This is a genomic window from Mangrovimonas futianensis (genome assembly GCF_021245805.1).
In the GTDB taxonomy this organism is placed as follows: Bacteria; Bacteroidota; Bacteroidia; order Flavobacteriales; family Flavobacteriaceae; genus Mangrovimonas; species Mangrovimonas futianensis.
In genome coordinates this window covers 127493-153323 of sequence record NZ_JAJJNF010000005.1, presented here as the reverse complement: position 1 = coordinate 153323, position 25831 = coordinate 127493, and the positions used below count along the sequence as shown (strand labels likewise).

25 protein-coding genes are annotated in these 25831 nt (G+C 35.3%); 11 read left to right on the top strand and 14 right to left on the bottom strand.

All coding sequences use genetic code 11. The features are described 5' to 3' along the window. Entirely contained in the window at positions 1-1185 is a 1185-nt protein-coding gene (locus LOK78_RS09690; protein WP_166958505.1) for a proline dehydrogenase family protein, read from the bottom strand. A gap of 93 nt (positions 1186-1278) precedes the next feature. Between LOK78_RS09690 and aroB the strand changes: the two genes are divergently transcribed. Both aroB and LOK78_RS09680 read left to right on the top strand, forming a co-directional pair. After that, entirely contained in the window at positions 1279-2349 is a 1071-nt protein-coding gene (gene aroB, locus LOK78_RS09685; RefSeq protein WP_232634760.1) for a 3-dehydroquinate synthase, read from the top strand. A gap of 76 nt (positions 2350-2425) precedes the next feature. Continuing rightward, positions 2426-2731, top strand: a complete 306-nt coding sequence (locus tag LOK78_RS09680; RefSeq protein WP_232634759.1) for a hypothetical protein — start codon at positions 2426-2428, stop codon at positions 2729-2731. On the opposite strand, the gene LOK78_RS09675 is transcribed toward LOK78_RS09680, so the two are convergent. The 3 genes from LOK78_RS09675 to LOK78_RS09665 all read right to left on the bottom strand — a co-directional run bounded on the left by LOK78_RS09675 (position 2707) and on the right by LOK78_RS09665 (position 5006). After that, on the bottom strand, positions 2707-3249 hold the full coding sequence (locus LOK78_RS09675; protein WP_232394637.1) for a DinB family protein: 543 nt from the start codon (positions 3247-3249) through the stop codon (positions 2707-2709). The two genes, LOK78_RS09680 and LOK78_RS09675, sit on opposite strands and share 25 nt — an antisense overlap. Positions 3250-3310: 61 nt before the next feature. Next, positions 3311-3793, bottom strand: coding sequence for an Lrp/AsnC family transcriptional regulator (locus tag LOK78_RS09670; RefSeq protein WP_053972712.1), 483 nt, complete (start codon positions 3791-3793; stop codon positions 3311-3313). Positions 3794-3875: 82 nt separating this feature from the next. Then, positions 3876-5006, bottom strand: a complete 1131-nt coding sequence (locus LOK78_RS09665; protein ID WP_232634758.1) for a M14 family metallopeptidase — start codon at positions 5004-5006, stop codon at positions 3876-3878. A gap of 301 nt (positions 5007-5307) precedes the next feature. Here LOK78_RS09665 and LOK78_RS09660 point away from each other — a divergent pair, with 301 nt between their 5' ends. Next, on the top strand, positions 5308-5715 hold the full coding sequence (locus LOK78_RS09660; protein ID WP_166958513.1) for a helix-turn-helix domain-containing protein: 408 nt from the start codon (positions 5308-5310) through the stop codon (positions 5713-5715). A gap of 4 nt (positions 5716-5719) precedes the next feature. Here LOK78_RS09660 and LOK78_RS09655 read toward each other — a convergent pair whose 3' ends face one another. From LOK78_RS09655 to LOK78_RS09615, 9 genes are all read right to left on the bottom strand, one after another. Next, positions 5720-6205 carry an ABC transporter ATPase gene (locus LOK78_RS09655; RefSeq protein WP_232634757.1) on the bottom strand — a complete coding sequence of 162 codons (486 nt, stop codon included), beginning with the start codon at positions 6203-6205 and terminating at the stop codon, positions 5720-5722. A 2-nt stretch (positions 6206-6207) separates the two neighbouring features. After that, positions 6208-6408, bottom strand: a complete 201-nt coding sequence (locus LOK78_RS09650) for a hypothetical protein (RefSeq protein ID WP_053972708.1) — start codon at positions 6406-6408, stop codon at positions 6208-6210. After that, entirely contained in the window at positions 6401-6595 is a 195-nt protein-coding gene (locus LOK78_RS09645; protein ID WP_053972707.1) for a hypothetical protein, read from the bottom strand. Before LOK78_RS09645 ends, LOK78_RS09650 begins: the two co-directional genes overlap by 8 nt. Positions 6596-6597: 2 nt before the next feature. Continuing rightward, positions 6598-7347 carry a phosphatase PAP2 family protein gene (locus LOK78_RS09640; protein ID WP_232634756.1) on the bottom strand — a complete coding sequence of 250 codons (750 nt, stop codon included), beginning with the start codon at positions 7345-7347 and terminating at the stop codon, positions 6598-6600. Between the two features lie 32 nt (positions 7348-7379). After that, on the bottom strand, positions 7380-8603 hold the full coding sequence (gene serB / locus LOK78_RS09635; RefSeq protein WP_206080403.1) for a phosphoserine phosphatase SerB: 1224 nt from the start codon (positions 8601-8603) through the stop codon (positions 7380-7382). A 131-nt stretch (positions 8604-8734) separates the two neighbouring features. Continuing rightward, on the bottom strand, positions 8735-9526 hold the full coding sequence (locus LOK78_RS09630; protein WP_206080404.1) for a (Fe-S)-binding protein: 792 nt from the start codon (positions 9524-9526) through the stop codon (positions 8735-8737). A 27-nt stretch (positions 9527-9553) separates the two neighbouring features. After that, positions 9554-10861, bottom strand: a complete 1308-nt coding sequence (locus tag LOK78_RS09625) for a 4Fe-4S dicluster domain-containing protein (RefSeq protein WP_232634755.1) — start codon at positions 10859-10861, stop codon at positions 9554-9556. Between the two features lie 15 nt (positions 10862-10876). Continuing rightward, on the bottom strand, positions 10877-11827 hold the full coding sequence (locus LOK78_RS09620) for an MlaD family protein (protein ID WP_232634754.1): 951 nt from the start codon (positions 11825-11827) through the stop codon (positions 10877-10879). A 62-nt stretch (positions 11828-11889) separates the two neighbouring features. Further along, positions 11890-13011: an N-acetylmuramoyl-L-alanine amidase family protein gene (locus tag LOK78_RS09615; RefSeq protein WP_232634753.1), complete on the bottom strand. Its 1122-nt coding sequence runs from the start codon at positions 13009-13011 to the stop codon at positions 11890-11892. 85 nt (positions 13012-13096) lie between these two features. On the opposite strand from LOK78_RS09615, the gene LOK78_RS09610 reads away from it, so the two are divergent. The 5 genes from LOK78_RS09610 to LOK78_RS09590 all read left to right on the top strand — a co-directional run bounded on the left by LOK78_RS09610 (position 13097) and on the right by LOK78_RS09590 (position 20192). Next, entirely contained in the window at positions 13097-15874 is a 2778-nt protein-coding gene (locus tag LOK78_RS09610; protein ID WP_232394626.1) for a putative LPS assembly protein LptD, read from the top strand. 11 nt (positions 15875-15885) lie between these two features. Beyond that, positions 15886-16266 (top strand): RidA family protein, encoded by a 381-nt coding sequence (locus tag LOK78_RS09605; protein ID WP_053972738.1) that lies wholly within the window; start codon positions 15886-15888, stop codon positions 16264-16266. Positions 16267-16272: 6 nt separating this feature from the next. After that, positions 16273-17037 carry a TIGR02757 family protein gene (locus LOK78_RS09600; RefSeq protein ID WP_232634752.1) on the top strand — a complete coding sequence of 255 codons (765 nt, stop codon included), beginning with the start codon at positions 16273-16275 and terminating at the stop codon, positions 17035-17037. A gap of 27 nt (positions 17038-17064) precedes the next feature. Further along, positions 17065-18567 carry a S10 family peptidase gene (locus LOK78_RS09595; protein ID WP_232634751.1) on the top strand — a complete coding sequence of 501 codons (1503 nt, stop codon included), beginning with the start codon at positions 17065-17067 and terminating at the stop codon, positions 18565-18567. Between the two features lie 149 nt (positions 18568-18716). After that, positions 18717-20192: an alkaline phosphatase PhoX gene (locus LOK78_RS09590; RefSeq protein WP_232634750.1), complete on the top strand. Its 1476-nt coding sequence runs from the start codon at positions 18717-18719 to the stop codon at positions 20190-20192. Positions 20193-20264: 72 nt separating this feature from the next. Here the strand turns inward: LOK78_RS09590 and LOK78_RS09585 are convergent, their stop codons facing one another. Then, on the bottom strand, positions 20265-22154 hold the full coding sequence (locus LOK78_RS09585; protein ID WP_232634749.1) for a M61 family metallopeptidase: 1890 nt from the start codon (positions 22152-22154) through the stop codon (positions 20265-20267). Positions 22155-22333: 179 nt separating this feature from the next. Between LOK78_RS09585 and LOK78_RS09580 the strand changes: the two genes are divergently transcribed. The 3 genes from LOK78_RS09580 to LOK78_RS09570 are packed head-to-tail and all read left to right on the top strand — an operon-like array spanning position 22334 to position 25826. Further along, positions 22334-24247, top strand: a complete 1914-nt coding sequence (locus tag LOK78_RS09580; RefSeq protein WP_232634748.1) for a BatA domain-containing protein — start codon at positions 22334-22336, stop codon at positions 24245-24247. Beyond that, positions 24244-25500 carry a dihydroorotase gene (locus LOK78_RS09575; protein ID WP_232634747.1) on the top strand — a complete coding sequence of 419 codons (1257 nt, stop codon included), beginning with the start codon at positions 24244-24246 and terminating at the stop codon, positions 25498-25500. Before LOK78_RS09580 ends, LOK78_RS09575 begins: the two co-directional genes overlap by 4 nt. After that, positions 25497-25826 (top strand): hypothetical protein, encoded by a 330-nt coding sequence (locus LOK78_RS09570; protein ID WP_232634746.1) that lies wholly within the window; start codon positions 25497-25499, stop codon positions 25824-25826. Before LOK78_RS09575 ends, LOK78_RS09570 begins: the two co-directional genes overlap by 4 nt. The last annotated feature ends 5 nt before the right edge of the window (positions 25827-25831 follow it).

The window sequence follows — 25831 nt, the reverse complement described above, 5'->3', positions numbered from 1 at the left end:
TTAATCTTCTTTTTGGTTTTTCCTTCTTTCCTTTTCTTTGGTTAACAACATCAATTCCCGACCAGTTTGACCGGCAACCGAAGTATTTTCTTCCGCTCTCCTAATAAGATAAGGCAACACATCTTTGACGGGGCCAAATGGGACATATTTTGCTACATTATAGCCTTTTTCAGCTAAGTTAAAGCTAATATGGTCACTCATACCATATAACTGCCCAAACCACACTCTTTCGTCATTATTTGCGATATTCTTTTGAGCCATTAAATCCATGATCAGATAACTACTGAATTCATTATGTGTACCAGCAAATAAGGATATTTGATCCAAATGATCTAAAATATAAGTAGCTGCATTATTGAAATTCTCATCAGTCTCAGCCTTATTGGCACATATCGGGGTTGGATACCCCATCTCCTCTGCACGCTCATTTTCCTTCTCCATATAGGCGCCTCTTACGATTTTGTAACCCAAAAAATAACCTTTTTCATTGGCTATTTGATGTTCTCGTTTAAGAAAATCCATACGGTCATGTCGGTACATTTGAAGCGTATTGAATACTATTGGTTTTTCTGTATTGTACTTCTCCATCAACTGGCTTACCAAATCATCTGCTGCGTCTTGCATCCAACTCTCTTCAGCATCAATCAAAAGCTCTACATCCAGCTCTTTGGCTAATTTTCCAATTTGATCAAATCGATTCACTACACGTTCCCATTCTTGTTTTTCTGAATCGGTAAGTGGACCTTTTTCTCCAATTTTTTGATACAATTTCAACCTACCAAACCCAGTTGGTTTAAAAACTGCTATTGGCATCGCGTCTTTATTGGCTGAAAATCTGATGATTTCTAGGGTCTTTTCCATCGCAAAATCAAAATGCGCTTCGTTTTCCTTCCCTTCAACAGAGAAATCCAAAACGGAGGACACCCCTTTTTCAAACATTTGGTCAATTACGGGTAGGCAATCTTTCTCATTCACTCCACCGCAAAAATGGTCAAATACTGTTGCTCTAATAACGCTTTCTACCGGTAAATTGGATTTGATTGCAAAATTACTTAACGCCTTCCCAACCTTTACTAAAGGTTCAAATGAAATCATCTTAAATAATAAATAAGCACGATTCAATTCAACATTGCTTTTTAACGAAAAAGCAACCTTGGTGTTATCAAAAATACGTTCGTTATTCATTTCAAAAAATTGGTGTGCAAATATAATTTATCGCAAGCTTTTTTGGTATTAAATTAACGCTTATTTTCACACTTAAAATGACTATTTTTGAACATGAATTCTATTATAAGTAATGGTTGCCCCATTCATTTCAATAATGAATGTTATAAGCAACTAAACCAGCACCTAAAAGAGGTTCGTTATTCTAAAATTTTTGTTCTTGTTGACGAGAATACACACGAGTTTTGCTTGCCTTCCCTTTTGTCTCAAATAGAAACCACTTGTGACATAGAAATTATAGAAATTGAATCTGGGGAAGAACATAAAAACATCGAAACCTGCCTTGGTGTTTGGGAAGCCCTTTCGGAATTGGAAGCAGACAGAAAAAGTTTGCTTATCAATGTAGGAGGAGGCGTCATTACAGATTTAGGCGGATTTGTAGCCTGTACTTTCAAAAGAGGAATGGCTTATATCAATGTTCCCACTTCCCTACTTTCTATGGTCGATGCCTCTATTGGCGGAAAAACAGGCGTAGATTTAGGTCATTTAAAAAATCAGATAGGGGTTATTAGTTCAGGTGAAATGGTTTTAATCGACACTTCCTTTTTATCTACTCTACCAGAAAACCAATTTAGATCTGGTGTCGCTGAAATGCTAAAACATGGCCTCATACAAGATGAAACTTACTTCAGTGCCTTCAAAAAGATGGAATTGTTGGAATCGGACCAATTTGATCAATTAATCCATCAATCCATATTAATTAAAAAGGATGTAGTTGAAAAAGATCCCAACGAGAACAATTTGCGAAAAACTCTCAATTATGGTCATACACTAGGGCATGCCATTGAATCCTATTACTTAAGCCATCCCCAAAAAAATCCGTTCCTACATGGTGAAGCCATTGTAATAGGAATGATTTTAGAAACTTATATTTCCTTTAAACAACTAGGTTTTTCAGAACATAAACTAATTGAAATCACTAAAACTTTAATTGAAATATTTGACCATCACCCCATTGCAGAAGGGGATTTCCAACCTATTATAGAGTTACTCAAATACGACAAGAAAAATGATTATGGGCAAATAAATTTTGTTCTTTTAGAGGATATAGGATTGCCAAAAATTGATTGCCAAGTAGACAATAATTTAATAGAGGAAGCTTTCATTTTTTACAACAACCAATAAATTTATTTTGTATTTTTATAAAAAGTTGCTGGAGAAAAGGTTGTAAACTGCATAAATAACACCTAAATCCTTGGTAATGAGAAAAATTATAGTTGACTATAAAAGACTCACGCCTGAAATTCTCAAATTACTAACCGAGAAATTCCCCGATGGTTATGGTGATGACGATATCATAACCTTTGACAATCATCACAACCAAACCATTGAAGCCGTTGAAGTTAGAACTGAAGATGCCATTTACTTGGTAAAAGTAAGTAGTAAATTACATTATACTATGACCAACTTTGAAAGCATTGAAGATTTAGAAGTTGATGACTTAGGTAATGTTGTCATTAATGAAGATTTTAAGGGTGAGGTTTATAATGATGACGAAGAAGAATAATCTTGCAAATACCTTTCTTCAAGAACTCGCAAATGATGCTGGCAATGTCCTATTATTACAAAACCCAGCGCCCTAACGGTCATTATTCCATTATTGGCAGTACCTGCCAAGGTTAACTTCTCATCACTAAAGCTTTCAAATAATAGAATGTTGCTTTTTCTGACCATTTCAAATTCCGACATTAGAGATTCCCAACTACGATTAATTGCTTCTGCAGTTTTTGCATAATCATTCTCATCAAACCCTGGTAAGTTTGTTTGATCTCCTCTTGAAAATCTTAAGGCACGATAAGCAAAAACTCTTTCAACATCAATCATATGCTGGATAACATCCTTAATAGTCCATTTATCCTCTTGGTAACAATAACCGTGTTTTTCAACAGGTATCTTGTCAAAAAACTCTAGCGACTCCTTTAAATTTGTTTTAAGCCCCTCTATCAAAACCATATCCCCTAATTTATCCATATATGGTTTATAAAAGGAGTGAAATTCTGCAGGAAGGATATTTGATGCTTTCATATAAAAAACAAGCCCCTTTATTTTTAAAGAGGCTTGGCGAATAATAAGTTTAACAATAATATTATAACATATCATTAAAAATAGAATGCATCAAACGCTTCTTGTCGTTGATACTTTCTTCCAATGATATCATAGTTTCTGTTCTGTAAACCCCTTCTATGTCGTCCAGCATAAATATTACATCTTTGGCGTGATCTGTATTTTTAGCTCTTACTTTGCAGAATACATTGAATTTGCCAGTTGTAATGTGCGCCACGGTAACAAAAGGTATTTCGTTAATACGCTCCAAAACAAATTTAGTTTGTGAAGTGTTTTGAAGAAAAATTCCCACATAGGCAATAAACGAATACCCTAACTTTTTGTAATCTAATGTTAATGAAGAACCTTGGATTATTCCAGCTTCTTCCATTTTTTTCACACGTACATGTACCGTACCTGCAGAGATAACCAATTTTTTTGCAATATCAGTAAAGGGAACCCTAGTATTATCAATCAACATATCCAAAATTTGGTGATCGATTTCGTCTAGTTTAAATTTAGCCATAGCGTTTTCGTTATTTTTAATAAAAATCAAAATTAATACATTATTATTAAATAATATGCATCTTTTATTAAGATTTTATCAGTTATAATGAGAATTTCTTAGAATTTATCTCAACGAAATCGATTTCGATACCCTCTGAAATAAGTGTTCCTTTAGCACTTAATACCTTGTGTTTATTGGCATTGAAGACCTTATGAGCGAAGAATTTTGACAAATTGGAAATTTTTTCAACTTTTGGTATAAATTTAATAGTGTTTTGGTCCAATTTTTCCTGATACTGAATTCCTATATCAAATTCAGGACCTTCCATTACATTTCTTATAATGATGTCAAAGAAATTCTTTTCATTATTTGGAATACTAAAATACCCTTCACTCCTATCTCCTTGTACTTCATTTTCTGATATATAAGATAAAGCGCGTAATAGTGAAAGAAATATAAAATACCTCGTTTCCTCCCGATTATAATCATCATCATAATGACCTGCCTCAAACAAAACCGTAGGAGTCCCTAGATTCTGAAACGTATCCCCAACACAATTAATATTGAAACTATCATCATAAATCCCTACCTGCCCTGGAATAACTCTTTGAAGTTCGTCATTCATAGCCGAGATAAGCTCCATAGCTACCTTTCTTGTAGTATTCACGGTTCTTTCTGGGTCTGCAGCTGGAGATAAAAAAGAAACCGTAGCTGATTTTCCTGTATCTCCCACACCAAAGATAGTGCGCTGCCCATGCAGATTAAAACAGAAGTGCGGTTGATATTTATTATAATAATCCCTCAATATAATACTTTCAGGTTGACTAAGATTGACAGCGTCTCGATTCAAATCTATTTCATTGGCATTAACCCTTGTATATTGTTCAGCTCCATCTGGATTTAAAATAGGAATAATAGCAATGGAACAACTATTAAGAATAGCATCAGAATCTTTATTGGATAGTGAAAGAAGATTCAGTATATCAAATACAGCTTTTGTGGTTGTACTTTCGTTCCCATGCATCTGTGACCACATCAAAATCCTTTTGGGTCCATTACCTAACTCAATAGCATAAATAGGCTTATTTAAAACAGATCGTCCAATTTCAGTTACTCTAAAAACGCTCTTCAAGTTGTCTAAAAGAGGTAGTACATGATCGTTGCAAATGTACCTTCCAAACAATGTTTTCTCTTTGACAAGGTTAAAAGTTTCCTGATGTTTAGCTGCCATATTATTTTAAAAATACAAATGTAAACATTTACTTTTTTACAACTGTAAACAGAGGTTTTATAATAGTTTGTATACATCAATAAACATTACCAAGGTCATTTAGAGAGTCTTCCTGATGTTATAAACGCATAAATTAAGCACTAAATCTAAAATTGTATTAAAACGTTGTTTTTCAGTATTATAAATAGACTTTAGTAAAGCATAAATTCAATATATTTTATACATATTTAAACAAATATTTGAGAAATCCCTATTTAAATATTACATTTGTAACATGTAGTTTTTGAAAATGTAATTTACAATGGTAAACAGCTCCGAATTCGCCATCCGACTTCAAAAAATCATAGAATACTACCAAGAATCTGCCTCCTCCTTTGCAGAAAAAATTGGTGTACAACGTTCCAGTATCTCACATATACTTTCTGGGAGAAATAAACCTAGTTTGGATTTTGTTTTAAAAATTCTCTCATCCTACCCTGAAGTAGAATTGTATTGGCTATTGAATGGAAAGGGGCAATTTCCAGATGAAGGTCAAGAAAAGAACACTCTTTTTTCAAACGAAGATTTCGATGTGAAAGAAAATAAAAAATCCCCTGAAAAAACATCGAACGAAGTTGTTTCAGAGGAATTCAAAAAAGATGGTAATAAAATAGAACGAATTGTTATTTTTTATAAAGACGGTACTTTCAAAAATTTCGATCCATCCTAATTTCCTATTTTACAAATCTAGAATGCCAGCTTTCACTAGCTGGCACTTCCCAGTTTTCTTTAAATTCAGTAATGTTATTCACCAAATTATTAAATACAATGGTATTTTTTGAAACAGCTTTATCCTTGGCCATTTTTCTAAATTCGATTAAAGGCTTATAAGCGACGAATTCTCCTTGCTTATAGGACACATTCATTTTGTCCATCAAATCTACCTGGTAAGCCTGCTCCAATTGCTGAATAAAATGTACGGAAGCGTCAATGGAACACCCAGTAGCTGATTGCAACTCCTGATCCAAAGCTATAATGATAAAACGCTTGTATTTTATTGTATATCCTGCTTTTAGGTCACTACCATGAGCCGTCCAAGCCTCTAAAAAGACTTTTAATTTTTCTTCAATATCAGACAATTCCTCATCCGAAAAAGATCTGTTTGCCTGATAGATCCAAACTCGGGATTCATCTGGCAGTGTATCAAAATCAACTAACATAGTTATTTATTTTCGTAGTAATTAAATCTATTTGCAAAGGTCATAAATCCGCCAAAGAAAAGAAAATGGAATACAAATTTCCACACGTTAAAATCATGATCTACAAACCAATCAAATCCAGCCATCAATAAGGCAAAAATCCCTCCATTGATTACATATATCTTGATTAATTCTTTTCTTGGTTTTAACTTTCTATTACTCATTGCTCTTACTCCTTCGTTTTTTTGATTGAATTGAATCAACTAAAATAAGCCCACCAATAAAGAAGGCAACTTGGAACAACAAGCTACCAAAGGAAATCTCCTCTTTTCTTATATACAAGGTTTCACAAATCATGAATACTCCAAAAATCAAGCCGGCAAATATGGCCGTAATTACCTTTCTCTTCATTACTAAAATTTTAAAACAGCCGTAAGCCCCAGTCGATCACCTCCAAAATAAGGTAAAATAACTGCATTTTGGTCGTGATTTTCCTTTTTAAATATTTTATTTTCTATCCAAGGCACCAACCAATAGGCTATTTTGGTACTAGCCATTCCTATTCCCGCTCCCATGACTACATCATTAAACCAGTGCCTGTCATTATATACTCTAAATGCTCCAGTGGTCACAGCCAATGAATATCCTAACACACCATACCAAACTGATTTATCCTTATACTCCTGCCACAAAAATTCTGCACTCATAAAAGCTGTTGCCGTATGGCCTGAAGGAAAAGAATTATAAGAAGATCCATCTGGTCTAAGAACTGTAGACGAAGATTTTAAAATCATTACGGTTGTGGTCATAATGGCGTGAGCCGTCAAAATCCGTTTCGTTCGTTCCTTGAAATTATGTTTGGCTTTCACTCCAAAAGCATCAAGGCCATAAACAAGAGCTACAGGTGTATACTGTGTAAAATCATCAATAGTCAATTTTTTATCAATGTGTTCATGAACTTCGTCCTTAAGCTGGTCATTAATATCCAATAAAGTATGACTCTCCAAACCAATAATTCCAACCGTCATTAATGTGACCGGAATGATAAAGGATTTTAGTTTAATGTTTGTCTCTGGATTCTCAGGAATGCTATCTGTTTTTATCTGGGCATGAAGTTGGCCAACGAAAAAGATAACTATAAAAAATAAAATAATATGCTTCATTATGGTATGCTAGGTACAGATCATTGAGCTTCCTATTCCAACAAGTCGATATGTCTATCATGATAACCCAATAGATAAAGTACGCCGTCCAATCCGATACTTGAAATGGAATTTTGAGCATTGTTTTTAACAGTGGGTTTAGCATGAAAAGCAATTCCCAAACCAGCTAGATTGAGCATTGGCAAATCATTGGCTCCATCACCAACCGCAATAGTCTGACTGATATTAATCCCTTCTTTATCAGCAATCTCTTTGAGGTATTCTGCCTTTTTTAAGCCATCCACAATTTCACCAACATACCCTCCTGTCAATTTCCCGTCTTTTATTTCCAGTTGGTTAGCATAGACATAATCCATGCCCAATTCCTTTTGCAAATAATGACCAAAATAAGTAAAGCCTCCAGATAAGATAGCTGTTTTAAAGCCATAGCTTTTTAACGTGTCAATCAATCTTCTAGCACCTTTTGTTATAGGCAGGTTTTTAGCAACATCTTGAAGCACTTCCTCGCTCAAACCTTCCAATAATTTCATACGTTGCGTAAAACTCTCCTTGAAATCAATCTCTCCCTGCATTGCTGATTCGGTAATAGCCTTCACTTGTTCTCCCACCCCTGCCAATTCAGCTAACTCATCAATAACTTCTGTTTGAATTAACGTAGAGTCCATATCAAAACATACCAATCTTCTGTTTCTCCGGTAGATGTTATCTTCCTGAAAAGCAATATCTACATCCAAATCCTGTGATATTTGCATGAATTTTTCAGTAAATTCCGATTTATCATTGATGCACCCTCTAATGGAGAGTTCGATACAAGCGCGTGGATATTCTTCTTCCTTATTTAAAGAAATCCGCCCTGTTAGTCTTTTAATGGCATCAATATTTAAATTTTTCTCTGAAATAACTTTAGTAACCTTGGTTATTTGTTCCGCGCTTAATTTTTCACCTAAAAGCGTAACGATATAGCGGTCCTTTCCTTGAAAGCTTACCCATTTTTCATAGTTCTCAGAAGTAATTGGCGTAAACTTTGCTGTGATTCCTAATTCATAGGCTTTGAAAAGCAAATCTTTAAGAACAGCCGCAGACTTGGCTTTTGACTTTATTTCGAACAAGATTCCTAAAGATAGGGTATCATGAATATTAGCTTGACCAATATCGAGAACTTTCGCTCCGTAATCGGCCAAAACTTCTGTTAACGCCGATGTTAACCCTGGTTTATCTTGTCCTGAAATATTTAAAAGGAATATCTCTTTAGTCATGTCTATTTTATCTTTTTTGGGCTGAATAAAAAACTAACTATGAATTGAAAACAAATTCAAATAAATTTAAGAAGTCCTAAAACAATTAAGTAATCTTGAGATTGTGCGAAAGATATTTTAACCTAAAAAGGTTATAAATCTTGGGAATTTGCAATTAATTCAGCGACATCCAATACTTGTATGCTATCCTCCTTCTCCTTCGACTTAACACCATCTGTCATCATCGTATTACAGTAAGGACAACCCGTTGCTATAATTTCAGGCTGGGTTTCAAGGGCGTCTTCTGTTCTTAAAACATTAATATCCTTATCACCTTTCTCGGGTTCTTTAAACATTTGAGCTCCACCAGCACCACAGCATAAGGCTGTTCTCCTATTTCGCTTCATCTCCTTAAGGTCTACCCCCAAAGTCTTCAGTAGATTTCTAGGAACTTCAAAAACTTCATTGGCGCGACCTAAATAACAAGGATCATGAAAGGTTACTCGTTTTCCATTTAATTTGGAACTGCTCTCTAGTTTCAGACGACCATTTTGTAATAATTCCTCAATGTATTCAGTATGGTGCTGCACGTGATAGTTTCCTCCTAATGAAGGATATTCATTTTTAAGTGTATTATATGAATGTGGACAAGCGGTTACAATTCGTTTTACTTCATAGCCATTTAAAACCTCTATATTCATCATAGCCTGCATTTGAAACAAAAATTCATTCCCTGCTCGTTTGGCTACATCGCCTGTACAACTCTCTTCAGTTCCTAATACCGCAAAATCAACTTGAGCTTTGTTTAAAATCTTAACGAAAGCTCTAGTGATTTTTTTGGCCCTATCATCATAACTTCCAGCTGAACCCACCCAAAACAATATTTCGGGTTGCTTTCCTTCGGCCATAAAATCAGCCATGGTTTTTACTATCAATTGGCTCATGTCGTTTAAAATCTTTTTAAATTCAAGCTATTCATTTACCCAATTAAGACGGTCCATTTGGTTGTAAGGCCAAGGCGCGCCATTATTTTCAATATTGGTCATCATGTTATTCAGTTCCATGGGTGCAGCACTTTGTTCCATAACTAAATAACGTCTCATTTCCATAATAATGGACAACGGATCGATACTTACTGGACAAGCTTCCACACAAGCATTACAGGTAGTACAAGCCCAAAGTTCTTCATTCGTTATATAGTCACCAAGCAGCTGTTTACCATCGTCTTTAAATTCTCCTTTATTGACATCGATGTTTTTACCAACTTCCTCCAAACGGTCTCTGGTATCCATCATGATTTTTCTAGGAGATAGTTTTTTACCTGTTTGGTTAGCCGGACATTCACTGGTACATCTTCCACACTCGGTACATGTATAGGCATTTAATAACTGAACCCAATTCAAATCCATGACATCACTAGCTCCAAATTTTGCAGGAACAGTTGCATCGGCTCCTTCTGCAGGTGCTGCAAATGGGTCTACATTGGGATCCATCATCATTTTCACCTCATTAGTAACGGCTTCCAAATTATTGAATTGTCCTTTTGGCGTAACACGACCATAATAGGTGTTTGGAAAGGCCAACAGAATATGTAAGTGCTTTGAAAAATATAGGTAATTAAGAAAAACCAAAATTCCCAAAATATGTAACCACCAAGCTGCACGCTCGATCGTATGCAAGGTTCCAACTGATAAACCTTCAAACCACGGAGCAATCATTTGACTTATTACATTTCCTGAATTCATCTCCTGAAAGTGAACATCTGTAGCATTCATGACTAGAAACAAAGTCATCAATACCATTTCAAAATAAAGGATAAAATTTCCGTCGTTTTTTGGCCAACCCTTCATTTCTGGCTTCCAAAAACGCTGAAGTTTAATTACATTTCTTCGAATCCAAAAAATAATTACCGAAACAAAAACCAATAAAGCCAATACTTCAAAAGACCCAATCAAGAAGCCATAGAAACTCCCTAACCCAGACATGATACGATGCGTTCCAAAAAGACCATCGATTATAATTTCAAGTACTTCAATATTTATAATGATGAAGCCTGCATAAACAATAATATGAAGAAATCCAGCTATAGGACGGTTGACCATTTTGGACTGCCCCAAAGCAATTCTCATCATATTACGCCACCTTTGTGACTTTTGATCGCTTACATCTACATCATGGCCTAGGCGAATATTCCTTAAAAGTTTTTTGACATTTTTAGCAAAATAGCCAATGCCCAAAATTAAAGATAAGGCAAATAAAATATTTGGTAAGTAGTTCATTTATTGATTTTTAAATCACTGTCTTTCATCTTCTGGTTTAACGTATTCATCTTTGTTTTTACCTCCAAAAACAGACACGTTAACATAGCGCTTTGGGTTCAGTTTGAAATCTTGCAACAGTTCTCTTAACTGCAAAGAAGCAACCTCTAGATTATGGTAAAGCTTGTCATCGGTAAGTAATTTACCTAAAGATCCTTCACCATTATTTAAACCAGCCATTATTGAATTCACATTGTCTAGGGTTCCTTCTAAATCATTAACCGTTTTAGATAATTGAACTCCTTTAAGATCTTCAGTGAAAACCGCTAAATCTGTTGTTATTTTATTGAAATTAGCAATGGCCATACTCAAACTATCCTCATTTTGAGCGATTAAGGATCTAACATTGTTAGAGGTAGACCTAAAAGATGCCAACGTTAAATTCAACTCCATAACAGCATGCTTCAGTCCCTCCTCGCCTTCATCTTGTATAATTCTATTGACATTCAACAGTAAGGAATCGGCTCTTCTTAAGGTGATATCCAAGCCTGTACTCAAACCAGAAAAGTTCTTACTTAAACTTTGAACCAAACCTTGTTCTACTTCAGAGTTTAGAAAATCACCATCCTTGGCTACAGCCGCTCCATCTTCTGCAGGAATTATAGCAATCCCGTTGCCCCCCATCAGACCCATTTCATACATTCTTATTCGACTGTTCTTTGAAAATTCCAAACGACTGTCCACAGTGAAAGAAACTCTGGTTTTTCCCGATTCTATCTCATATTTTATTTCATGAACTTTACCAATATTATTCCCTTTAATTGTAACGGGTGAGGATGTAGTAAGAGCATTATAATCAAACTCTGTATAATATGTATTGTTGGACTCCAACAAATCTTCTCCTTTTAAATAGTTATAACTGAAAATTAGAAGAACAATTCCAAGTATAACTAATAAAGCTGTTTTTACTTCTCTAGATAATTTCAACTTATGCGTTTTAGGTTAGAAACAAAATTAGGAATAAATTATAAAGTGGCATGATTTAAATACTATTTTAAGGCTTCATCCAAAGAAATCTGCTGCCCATTTTTAAAAGCTACAACAAAGCTAGACGGGTAACCTTTTGATTTTGCTACACTTTGCATGCGTTTAATTTGAGTGTAACTTGAAGTGTAACCGTAATAGTATTTATAAAGATTTCCTATTTTTTCTCTTGAGATATCATCAAGGCCGTTAAAATTAAAAGGCTTTGGCTCTAACTGTTTGGAGCTGGCTGCAATTTGAACTTTAAAAACTACATTCTCATAAACCTGCTCATTTGAAGCGTCTAAATCATCTTCGCCAACATGCTCGTCAACAATCACATGAGAAATTGATAATTTACCCGTGTTCTGTTCAATGGCAGTCTTATAATCCAAAATCGCCTTGGCAATATTTTTGGAAATTTCGGACTGCCCCTTTTTAGAATTTAAATAATCACCTTCATTTTTATTAGTCACAAACCCAGTTTCTATTAAAACACTTGGCATAATTGTTTGATGTAATACTATCAGTCCAGCCTGCTTAACACCTCTACTTTTGCGTTTTAGAACTTTTGAAAAATTATCTTCAATGTAACGTGCCAACAATATACTTTGATCCAAATACTCTTCCTGCATAAGTGTTAAACCTATATAAGATTCGGGTGCATTTGGGTCAAATCCGGCATAATTCTCTTCATAATTATCCTCCAAATAAATTACCTCATTTTCCGCTTTGGCTACATTAAAATTGGTTTGGTTTCTATGAATTCCCAACACATAAGTTTCAGTACCGTAGGCCTGAGAATTGTGGGCATTACAATGAACAGAGACAAAGAGATCTGCCTTGGCTTCATTTGCTATTTTACCTCGAACAAACAAATCAACAAAAACGTCTTTATCTCTAGTGTAGACCACTTTTACATTTGGAGTTTTCTCCAGAATTTTACCCACGGTCAAAACCACATTAAGAGCGATATCTTTCTCCTTATAACCATATTGAGAGGGTTTACCGGGGTCTTTTCCGCCATGTCCAGCATCCAAAACTACCACAAATTGGCCGCTTGATGATTGGGAATAAAGCGATTGGAGTGAAATATTTGTTAAACCTAAAAATATTAATAAGAAAAGGGTAATAGGGCGCGTTTTCATACAGATATAACAGCTTTTTTGCCGGTTTATTTTATTGCTCAAAATTTGGGGATTATTAATTTAATCACAAAAAATATATGTACTTTTGGCAATTCAAAAACCGAGCCATACTTTTACAAAAATACACTTAAAAGCATTGCGTACAAACATCTTCCACATACTTTTTACCCTAAGTTTTACAGTGCTTATCAACACTTTTTCCATGGCTCAAGACCTGCCAGGTAAAAGCACTGAGATAAAACCGAAGTTGGAAGATGACACCATTCAAAATGACAGTCTAAATTTGAATGCTGCCGATTTTGAAAAAATGGAACTTTCTGAGAGAAATCAAGACAGTACCCTTCAAGACTCAGTAAAACCAAAAAGGGAGACGCTCACAGGCCCTATAAAATATAAAGCCACGGATTACACCAGGTTCAACATGAAAGAACAGAAGCTTTATTTATACAATGAAGCAGAAGTTCTTTATGAGGACATGCAAATTACGGCCGGTATAATCGTTATTGATTATAATAAAAAGGAAGTTTACGCCGGAAGAATCAAAGACTCTCTAGGAAACTACACTCAAAAACCAGTCTTTAAACAAGGGGACAACGTTGCGGAACCGGATTCCATTCGATTCAATTACGAAACCGAAAAAGCTCTGGTATTTAATACAAACACAGAACAAGGAGGCATGAAAATTTATGCTCCGATAACAAAAAAGGAAAACGACTCTACCATCTTTTTATATAAAGGACGTTTTACCACTTCAGAAAACATTGAAGATCCAGAATATTATTTTCAATCGAACCGAATTAAAATGGTTCCAAAAAAGAAAATTGTAGTAGGATTCACTGATATGTATATCTATGACGTGCCAACTCCCATCCTACTACCCTTTGGATTTTTCCCTTTGACCGAAAAACACACCTCTGGGGTAATCATTCCAACTCCTGGGGAAGATAGCAATAGAGGATATTTTCTTCAAAATGGAGGATATTATTTTGCCATCAGTGATTACGTCGATTTGGCTGTTCTTGGTGATTATTATACAAATGGAAGTTACGGACTAAGAATGGAAAGTAATTATTCCAAAAGATATCGATACAGCGGAAATGCTGGTTTTAGATATGAAAGTCTTATACAAGAAGAAAGAGGGTTCCCAAATTACGCCAAGACTTCTATATACAACATAAGATGGACTCACAGTCAGGATGCCAAAGCCAGTCCTAATTCAAGGTTTACAGCATCGGTCAACATGGGTTCTAGCCGTTATTATCAACAATCTATCAATCAAGTTAATTCACCCTCTTTTTTAAATAACACACTGGCATCCTCAGTTTCCTATTCAAAAACCTTTGTTGGTGAACCTCAAGTAAATTTAAGTTTAACAGCTACGCATTCGCAAAACACGCAAACCGAGTCCATCAATATGACGTTGCCTACCTTGCAAGCCAGTGTAAGCAGGATTTTTCCATTTGAACCAAAAACGGGCACTAAGAAAGGAATCATTCAAAACATCAATTTCCAATATAACGTCAGAGGAGAAAATAGAATTCAAACGACGGATTCGCTATTCTTCCAGAAGGAAATGTGGGATGATGCTAGAATGGGTTTAAGACATTCCATTCCATTGACAACGAACTTTAAAGTACTAAAGTATTTAAGTCTAAGTGCCGGAACTAATTATGATGAAACTTGGGTCTTTGAAACTTACAGAAGATCTTATGATAACGAGGAACAAGAAGTTATTACTACAAAGGAAAATGGTTTTGCATCTTACAGAACATATAATTTCAATTCCAGTTTAGGTACCACTATTTATGGAATGTTTCCTTTTGAAAAGCAAGGAGAAGACAGGAAAATAAAAGCAATCAGGCACGTCATGAGACCGTCTGTAAGCTATAATATCAATCCTGGGTTTGAACAGTATTATGACACCTATACTGTAATTAGTGCTGATGGTTTGACATCTGAAGAGGTAGAATACTCAAGATTTCAAGGAACTTTATATGGCGCTCCCAACCAAAATTATTCGAGTTCCATGGGATTTAGCCTTTCCAATAACATTGAAATGAAAGTAAGGGACAAGGACTCCACTGCCACCGAAGCCAAAAAAATCAAGTTATTGGATAACCTTAACTTTTCTACGGGTTATAATTTTTCTGCAGATTCTCTGAATTGGAGTGCGGTAAGAATGACAGGTAGCACCAAAATTTTTGACCAAAAAATGGCCATCAACTTCGGAGCAACCTTAGACCCCTACGCGCTAGATAACAACAATAGAAAAATAAACACCTTTAATATCGATAATGGAGGTAGTCTATTTAGATTAACAAGTGCCAATTTAACCACTAGCTACACCCTTTCCAATAGTACCTTTAACGGTGGGCAAAGTGATGAAAGTAAAGAAGAAACGCTACGAAGTGGTGGTAGAAATGATGACATGTTTGGTAGATCTCAAACTTATTATGATGAAGGTTTTTATGATGAAGAAGAAGACGGTACAGATGAAGAAGAGGAAACACCAAACGATCTTTACACCCATAAAATTCCTTGGAATTTAAGGCTGGCTTATGCCGTCAATTATTCCAATTCCAGAAGGGAAAATGAAATTTCGTCGCATTCCTTAATGTTTTCTGGAGATATCGAATTAACCAAACGTTGGACCGTGGGAGCCTCTTCTGGATATGACTTTAAAAATCAAGGATTTACATATACGCAATTACGTTTTGAGAGGGATTTATTAAGTTGGAGAATGAGTTTTAACTGGATTCCTTTCAGCACTAGAAGTTCTTGGAACTTCTTTATTGGTATCAAATCCAACATGTTGAAAGACATTAAATACGATAAACGTAAGCAACCAGACCAACGATTATAAATCAAATGACCATGAAAAAAATTATTCAAACTCCGCATGCCCCTGCCCCTATTGGACCTTACAACCAAGCAGTTTTAACTAATGGGATGCTGTTTACCTCAGGACAAATCGCCCTTCATCCTGAAACTGGTGATTTAATAATGGGATCCATTGAAGAGGAAACCAAACAGGTCATGGAAAATTTGAAGGCCGTCTTGGAAGCAGCAGAAATGTCCTTTGAAAATGTGATTAAATCGTCTATTTTCATTAGTGACATGAACAATTTTGGTAAAATCAACGAGGTTTATGGTTCTTACTTTGATGAAGCTACTGCTCCAGCACGAGAAACCGTTGAAGTAGCTAATCTTCCAAAATATGTTAATGTTGAAATCAGTATGATTGCTGTTAAATAATTTGGTTTGACCAAAAAGGAACTTAAGGAATTTCTTGATCAAAAAGCGGCGCTTTACAACAATATGGATTTTATTTCTACGGATCCCATTCAAATACCGCATCAATTTTCTTTAAAGGAAGACATAGAAATTGCAAGCTTTCTCACAGCCTCTATTGCTTGGGGCAATAGAAAAAGCATTATCACCAATGCTAAAAATTTGATGTTACTTTTAGACGAAAGTCCGTATGATTTCATCATGAATCATGAAGATTCTGATTTGGATAAAATGCAATCCTTTGTGCATCGTACGTTCAACGGCTTAGATTTAATCACTTTTATAAAGGGGCTTAAGCACATTTATTCTAATCACGCAGGTTTAGAGGGTATTTTCAACAAATATCAGGAAAAAGATTCCCTGCAGTTTGCTATCCATAAATTAAAGGAACATATTTTTGAGATTGAGCATTTACCACGAACCCAAAAACACGTAAGTGATCCTTTAAAAAACTCAGCCGCGAAACGAATAAACATGTTTTTAAGATGGATGGTAAGACCTAATAATACCGGTGTTGATTTTGGATTATGGAAGCATATTTCTACCTCCAAACTTTCTATGCCTTTAGATGTTCATACAGGAAATATTGGAAGAAAACTAGGTCTTCTAACAAGAAAACAAAATGATGCCAAGGCATTGAAGGAGTTGGATCTGGCGCTCAGAAAATTCGATCCACAGGATCCAGTTAAATATGATTTTGCACTTTTTGGCCTTGGTGCATTTGAAAAATTTTAACTTTAAGGCTCTAATTCTTTGAGTCTTATGAAAAAATTATTCTTTTCCATTCTTCTTTTGGTTCTTATTATTCCAAATGCGTTTTCTCAAAAACGTGAGATTCCTACCGATACAGTAATTACCACAAGCCATCAAGCAACCATCAATGGTCAAAATTTCAACTATGAAGCCAAAGTGGGAACACTTCCGGTTTGGAACAAAGACAATGAACCAATTGCCACCTTATTCTATACCTATTATAAGCGTTCCTTAAGTAAACCAGATGACAGCAGGCCCCTAGTCTTTTCTTTTAATGGCGGCCCCGGCTCTGCTTCTGTTTGGATGCACATTGGATACACGGGTCCGAAAATCTTGAACTTAGATAAAGAAGGCATGCCCGTGCAACCCTATGGCGTTAAGGATAATCCTTATTCCATTTTGGACGTGGCAGATATTGTATATGTGGATCCTGTGAATACTGGATATTCCAGAATGGTGAAAAATAAAGAGGGAAAAGATCCAGACAGAAGTCAATTTTTTGGAATCAATGCCGACATAAAATATCTGGCAGAATGGATGAATACCTTTGTTTCCCGATACAATCGCTGGAACTCCCCAAAGTTTATCATTGGAGAAAGCTATGGCGGAACGCGGGTTATGGGATTAGCCGAAGAACTACAAAACAAACAATGGATGTATCTGAATGGTGTAATCATGGTTTCCCCAGCAGATTACAAGCTTTATAATAACGGTTTAATTTCTTCTGCCATAAATATCCCCTATTTCACAGCCGCTTCCTGGTATCATAACAAACTTCCTTCTGATCTGCAAAACAGAGAATTAGAATCCATCTTACCAGAATCAGAGCAATTTGCTATCAACGAAGTTCTTCCCGCCTTGGTCAATGGAGCTTTTTTAAATGAATCAAGAAAACAGCAACTAGCTGAAAAAATGGCAAAATATACTGGTTTGGATAAAGAACGTATTCTAGATCAAAACTTAGACCTATCAACCTTCTATTTCTGGAAAGAATTGCTCAGAGATGATAAGTTGATCATTGGTAGATTGGATTCGAGATATTTGGGAATCGACAAAAAGGATACGGGAGACAGACCGGAGTATTTTCCTGAATTAACCTCTTGGAATCATTCTTTTACACCTCCTATAAATCATTATTTAAAAAATGATTTAGAATTCGTCACGGATACGAAATACAATATGTTTGGAGATGTACATCCATGGGATTTAACCGAAAACAACACAAGGGACAGGCTAAGGCAGGCTATGGCCCAAAACCCATATCTCAATGTTTTGGTGCAATCTGGATACTATGACGGAGCTACCACTTATTTCCAGGCGAAATTAACGATGGGACTTGTTGACCCTAGTGGAAAAATGAAAGACAGGCTCACCTTTAAGGCCTATAAAAGCGGACACATGATGTATGTAAGAGATGAAGATTTAAAACAGTCTACGGCCGATTTAAGAAATTTCATTCTTAAATCTATAGGTCACAAAACGTCAGCAAAATATGATAATCCAAAAAACTAAATTAGATTCATTTTAAACAGTAAGGGTAAATTAACAAAGCTAACATTGACATAACTATTTCTTCATTTAATACCAATTTTTAGTTAACAGGCTGGATAAGTATTACTTATAATTTTAGAAAAACATTAATCCATCTAAAAAACTAAAAAATGAAGAAAGTTTTTCTATTGTCTTCTTTAGCAGTTTGCTCCTTTTTCTCATGTGAAAAAGAACTAACTACAGAAGAGTTAAACCAAACAACTACAAACGAGGCTAGCTTTGAAAAAAAGGCTGGAATGAATTTGGAAAATCACTCCATCACTCCCTCTTTTCTTGATTTGAAGCAAGAATTCAAAAACCTAAAAGTGTATCCTATTTTATCCTCTGAGGATGTTCTTGAAGATTCCCCAGAATTCGTTTACGGATCCATGGCCGATGGTGCCGGTTTGTTAAAAAACGACGATGGAACTTACACTCTTATCAATAACATCGAAGCCGACTATTCCATTGCCAGAATTACATTAGACCAAAACTTAAAACCCGTTCATGGTGAATACATTCTCAATGCAGCTGCAACTGCAGCTACAGCTCAATGTTCAGGTTCTTTAATTACTCCAGAAGAACATGGCTTTGGACCTCTTTATCTTTCAGGAGGGGAATGGGGAGGAGCTTCAAAAGGTGTTTTTGCAACAAACCCTTTTAAAGATGCCAATGACGCATCGGTAGCTACGCTTTTGCCCGCCATGGGACAATGGTCTACTGAAAATGCAGTTGCTATAGGAAAAGATGCTTACCCAGGAAAGACCGTTGTATTCATTGGAGATGACCACTCAGATAACACGGTTCCTTCAGGGCAACTTGGTATGTATGTTGGAAACCAAGGAGATTTAGACGGTGGTAATCTTTATGGCTTAAAGGTGACTGATCCTAGCGTCTTATTTGAAATGGACATGGAAGAAGGGCAGTCCTATCCTATGGAGTTTGTACAACTGGAAGAAACCCAAATTGATCTTTTAGATGCCGAATGCAAGCAAAAAGGCGTTATGGGATTTTCTAGATTAGAAGATATTGACTGGAGAAAAGGTTCGGCAGAGAACAACAGAGAGATTTATTTCTGTGTAACAGGTCGTGATAAGCCAGATTTAATTGGAAAAGGAACTAAATATGGTCGTGTTTATAAAGTGACTTTAAATCCAGAAGACCCTACAGCTGCAGGAACCATTACCTGTATTTTGGATGGAGACAATTTAACCGGAAAAGCTAAAGCATTCCATAGTCCAGATAACATAGTCGTTACCAATAATTATGTTTACATTCAAGAAGATCCAAATGGATATTATGACAACCCAAATAAAGATCACTTCGCATCTCTTTATGAATACAATATAAATTCTGAAAAGTTAAAAACCGTATTAGAATGTGATCAAACGGCTGCTCAGGCTTTAGGATATGGAACTACTAGTAGCAAATGGGAAATTACAGGAATGATTGATATATCTGATGTCGTGGACGTAAACAAAACTTTTATTTTGATCACCCAAAATCATGGTTGGGAAGATCCTGGATTTACAGATCCGAATGCTAACCCAACAACAGCCTCAAATGAAGGAAGTATGTTGTATGTTATTCAAGGATTAAAAAGATAAGTGCCTGCTACTATCTAAAAATAAAGCCTGACCGTTTGGTCAGGCTTTTCTTTTATAGTTAATGAATACCGATTATCCTCTTAACCAAGCTTCACGTAATTTCTTTTGAGATTCGGTAGCTTCTTCAACAGGTCTTAAAGATTCTCCTTCCGTAAAGGATTGCTCTAAAGTTCCTTTTAGTTCAATATCCTGGCCTTCTCTGGAAATAACCATTTCAAATTCCATTCCAGGTTGCCACATAAATACTTCTTGGAAAATGTTGTTAGCATTTTGCAACGTCACCTGCTCTCCTCCTACTGATTTAATCACGTCATTTGGTTGTACCCCTTGTTCTTTCCAGAAACTGTTGTTTTGAACTGCATCAGAGAAAAAGATAGTTCCATCTTGCGGATTGGCACCAACAATCAACACGCCATCATTTTGGATGTAATTTGTCTTTACTTTAGCCTTAGACTTTGCTAACCCTACCTTCTTAAAGAAATCATTATAATTGATTGGAATATCACCTACCACATGATCTTTTAAAAATTCTCCAATTGATGGATAAGTCATAGCTGTGATTTCCTCAATGATTTTATCATCCTCAAACGGTTTGTTCTTTCCATATTTCATTGAAAGCTCTTTCATTAATGATAAAATACCTCTTTGACCATTGCTTTCTTCTCTCAATAAAATATCAATACACATTCCTATCAAAGCGCCTTTTTGATAGACATTGTAATATTGACTAGCATAAGGTTCGTCCAAAACATTTTCACTCATAATGGTAAAACTCATGGAGTCATTCATCATGGCTGCTGTTTTGATTTTTTCTTCAATTTTATCATAAAAATCGTCATCAGAAACCAAACCTTGATCTACTTGGAATAAAGTAGCAAAATACTCAGTTACCCCTTCATACATCCACAAATGCTTAGAAAAAGTAGGCTTGTCATAGTCGAAATAATGAACATCTTCTGAATGTACACTCAAAGGCGTAACAATATGGAAAAATTCGTGAGATACCACATCTATCATGCTTTCATCCAAAGCGGCTTCTGGCATAGATTCTGGCATAACAACTACAGTAGACGTATGGTGCTCTAATGCTCCAAAACCCTTAGGAGATTGTTCATCACCTCTTGACAAGTACAAGTAAATATCATATCTAGGTGTGCTATTGATGTCTCCTAAATAGGTTTTTTGTCCTTTCATCATCTTAAACATAGTTTCCTTCAACTTCTTGGCTGTATGTGCCTTGGTTGGAGAATAAACACTCAAAACAATTTTGATATCGCCCACTTGAAACTCTTCTACATCTAGATTTCCATACATCATTGGGTTATCAGTAATATCAAAATATCTAGGCGCATAATAACTGGAAGTCATGGTTTGTCCATCTTCACTTGTGGTAGTCCCTACTACTTGTAAAGCAGACGTTCTAACAAAATCTGAAGGAGCTGTAACATCCAATTTGTATTGGGCATTTTTTAAAGAATCGAAATAACCAACAAATCCATGAAGGTTTAATACATAATTATCAGGCTCAATATTAGTTCCTGCAGGAGAAAACGGCGTATCGCCTCCAATGCCTCCAGTAACTTCAGCATCAAATGTATCATTGACGTAATAAGTCACATAATCAAGATTTGATGCTTGATTGATTTGCCAGGAATTGGTGTCAATTTTTTCAGTTGGAATTTCTTTACCTTCATAATCAAAGGCTTTGAAATCCTCAATATATTTTCCAAAATCACTAACCGAATAAGTTCCTTGTACCACTCTTGGAAGACGGTAAATTTCAGTTTCACTTGTAAATCGTCCAGGGTTGATGATCACTGGAACCTTATCGTCTTTTACTTTGGTCAAGTCTATAGAAGACTCAATCGGATTGCTAATAGCAAGATCTTTAGTAGTTTGGTTAGTTGTTCCGCATGCCATCATAAGCACACCAACTCCTACCGCGGTTAGGATTCTGTTCATTATAAGTTAATTTTCGTTTTAGTTTATGACGCCCAAATTTACAATGTGTTACAGATATAAAACCTAACTTTATGTTAAAAAGTTACTGTTTCCAAGGCTTGCTCACCTATTTATGATTAATTTGATCAAATTGAATTTATTTTCAATACAAACACTATTTTTGTAAATAAATCCTCGGAATGCAGTTTAAACACCCAGAACTTCTTTATGCTCTTTTTGCATTGCTCATCCCCATTATAGTTCATTTATTCCAGTTAAGAAAATTCAAGAAACAGCCTTTTACCAATGTGGCTTTTCTCAAAAAAATAAAATTTGAAACTAGAAAAAGTTCGCAACTTAAGAAATGGTTAACCTTATTGACCAGAATGTTGCTTTTAGCCTGTATCATTTTTGCTTTTGCCCAACCCTATTATGCAAAAAAAGGAACTTTTCAAACTAAGAAGGAAACGGTTATTTATTTAGACAACTCCTACAGTATGCAAGCCAAGGGTGATAAAGGAGAATTATTAAAGCGGGCTGTACAGGATTTATTGGAACAAGGTGATGCCTCAGAAAAACTTTCCTTGCTCACAAATGACCAAACCTTTAAAGACATAACCATAAAAGGCGTTCAAAAGGAACTATTGGATTTAGGATACACTTCAAATCAATTAGAAAAAGACGCGGTGCTTTTAAAATTAAAAAAGTTATTGTCACAAGAAAACACGATTAAAGATGTGATTTGGATCTCCGATTTCCAACAAAAGGAAGAATCATTTTCCCTTGAAAGTGATTCAACACTCAACGTTCATTTGGTACAACTAAAACCAGAGAAAACAAATAATCTATCTATCGACAGTTTATATATTGAAGATAAAACGGCGTCAGAAATGGAGTTGGTCGTTATTGTTAATGGTGAAATGGAATCTGCCATTCCTGTTTCGTTATTCAATGCAGATACACTAATAGGAAAGACAACTATTGCCAAAGAACAAAACCCAGCTGCGGCTCAATTTACCCTTCCAACCAATAATGGTCTGAATGGTGTTGTCACTTTGGATGATAATCACTTGGAATTTGATAATACCTTCTACTTCTCCATTAACAAAAACAAAAAAATCAATGTTTTAAGTATCAATGCCATTTCAGATGATTTTTTAAAGAAAATTTATACTGAGGAAGAATTCAACTTTACGGGATCAACTTTGGAACAATTGAACTACAGTTCCCTTGAAAACCAAAATTTAATTATTCTGAATGAGCTGCAACAGCTGCCCATATCCTTAACAAATGCCCTAAGGGTTTTTACAGAAAATGGTGGTAATTTGATCATTATTCCTGGAAATGATATAGACATGAAATCATATAATGCCTTGACCTCCATGTTTCAAATAAACTATTCAAGCAAAAGTAGAAACGAGCGCAAAATTACTACGATAAATTTTTCACACCCCATATACTCCAATGTATTTAATAAACAGGTAACCAACTTCCAGTACCCCAATGTAAGAGAGTTCTATGCTTTAACCTCTCCACATTCCAATCCTTTACAATTTGAGGATGGAAGGCCTTTTTTAACTTCTGGTGAAAACATTTTTGTCTTTAGTGCTGCGATAGATAGTGAAAATTCTAATTTCAAGTTGTCTCCCTTAATTGTCCCAACACTGTATAACATTGGAAAGCAAAGTTTAAAAATACCAAACCTTTATTATACTATTGGACAACCGAACGAATTTGATGTCACAGTAGAATTAAAACAAGATAATATTTTAACACTTTCAAAAGACGGGAAAGATATCATTCCGCAACAGCAGTATTTCAATAATAAAGTAAAAGTCAAAACCAAGGAATCCCCAACTGAATCAGGAATTTATACAGTCAAAGACAAAGGAACGGTTTTGGAATATGTGAGTTTTAATGATAATCGGTCTGAAAGTCAATTAATCTATAATGACTTAAGCCAAATAAAATCTGCTAACGTTTCCAATTCCTTAAATCAAACCTTAGAGGATATAAAAAGTAACTCTAAAGTTAACGAGCTATGGAAATGGTTTGTTATTTTTGCATTGATTTTTCTGGTTCTTGAAATTCTCATTTTAAAATTCTTCAAATGAACGCACTTATAAAATCAGCCAAAATTATTGACCCAAAGAGTGATTTTCATAATCAAACGGTTGATATTCTTATTGAAGAAGGCTTGATTACCCAAATTTCCAACGACATTAAAAACAATAAAAACTTCAAAGAAATTAGCTTTGAAAACCTTCATGTGTCCCAAGGATGGTTTGATAGTAGCGTTTCCTTTGGAGAACCAGGGTTTGAAGAGCGCGAAACTATTGATAATGGTTTAAAAACCGCTGGTAAATCAGGATTTACGGCTGTAGCATTAAATCCCAGTACCAATCCAATTATTGATTCGAATTCCAGTATTTCTTTTGTAAAGTCTAAGGCTTCAAATCATGCAACTGGCCTGTACCCAATAGGTGCATTAACAGCAGGCTCTAAAGGTGAAGATTTAGCAGAATTATTTGACATGAAAAATGCTGGTGCAGTAGCATTTGGCGATTATAAAAGTCCTATTACCAATCCAAACCTTGTGAAAATTGCATTGCAATATGTTGAAGGATTTGATGGGTTGGTTTGCTCCTTCCCTTTTGAACCTAAGATAGCAGGTAAAGGGGTTATGAATGAAAACATCACAAGTACTAGATTGGGCCTAAAAGGTATTCCTAGCCTGTCTGAAGAACTACATATTACTCGAGATCTGTTTATTTTGGAATACACCCAAGGAAAACTTCACATCCCAACGATTTCTACAGCAAAATCAGTTGAATTGATTAGAGATGCCAAAAGTAAAGGACTTAATGTAAGCTGCAGTGTTGCCATTCACAATTTAGTTTTGAATGATGATGCATTAACTACGTTTGACACCAATTTTAAGGTGCTTCCACCATTAAGAACTGAAGAAGACAGACAAGCCCTTATTGAGGGACTTAAAGATGGAACCATCGATATGATTACCAGTGATCACAATCCTTTGGATGTGGAACATAAAAAAGTGGAATTTGATAATGCTGCTTATGGAACCATAGGATTGGAATCTGCATTTGGAGCCTTGAATAAGTTATTTACCACCAAACAAACGATTGAATTCTTAACAAAAGGAAAAAATCGTTTTGGAATTGAATCACATTCGGTTCAAGTGGGGAATAAAGCAGAATTGACGCTCTTTAATCCTGATGGCAAACAAACATTTGAAAAATCAGATATTTTATCCACTTCCAAAAATGCCATTTTCCTAAACCAGGAACTTAAAGGAACTGTTTATGGCGTCTTTGCAAACAATAAAATGGAATTGAAATCATGATAAGCGAACAAACCATAAAAGAAGGAAAGACTTTAGCCGTGATAGGATATTTAACTATTATTGGATCCGTTATCGCTGTTTTCATGAACAAAGAAAGCAAAAATGAATTTGCAGCGTTTCATATACGCCAAGGCTTTGGGTTATGTATTTCCTATATGATTGTAGGTTATTTAGTAAGTCAATTTGACAATAGGCTTGCATCCCTAGGTTTTTGGGTGTTCTTTGGGATTTTATTTTTCTATGGTTTACTAGGAGCATTTACTGGAAAAATGTATTTAATTCCGTTTTTAGGCAGCAAATTTCAACAGTGGTTTAAGAATTTATAATTCCG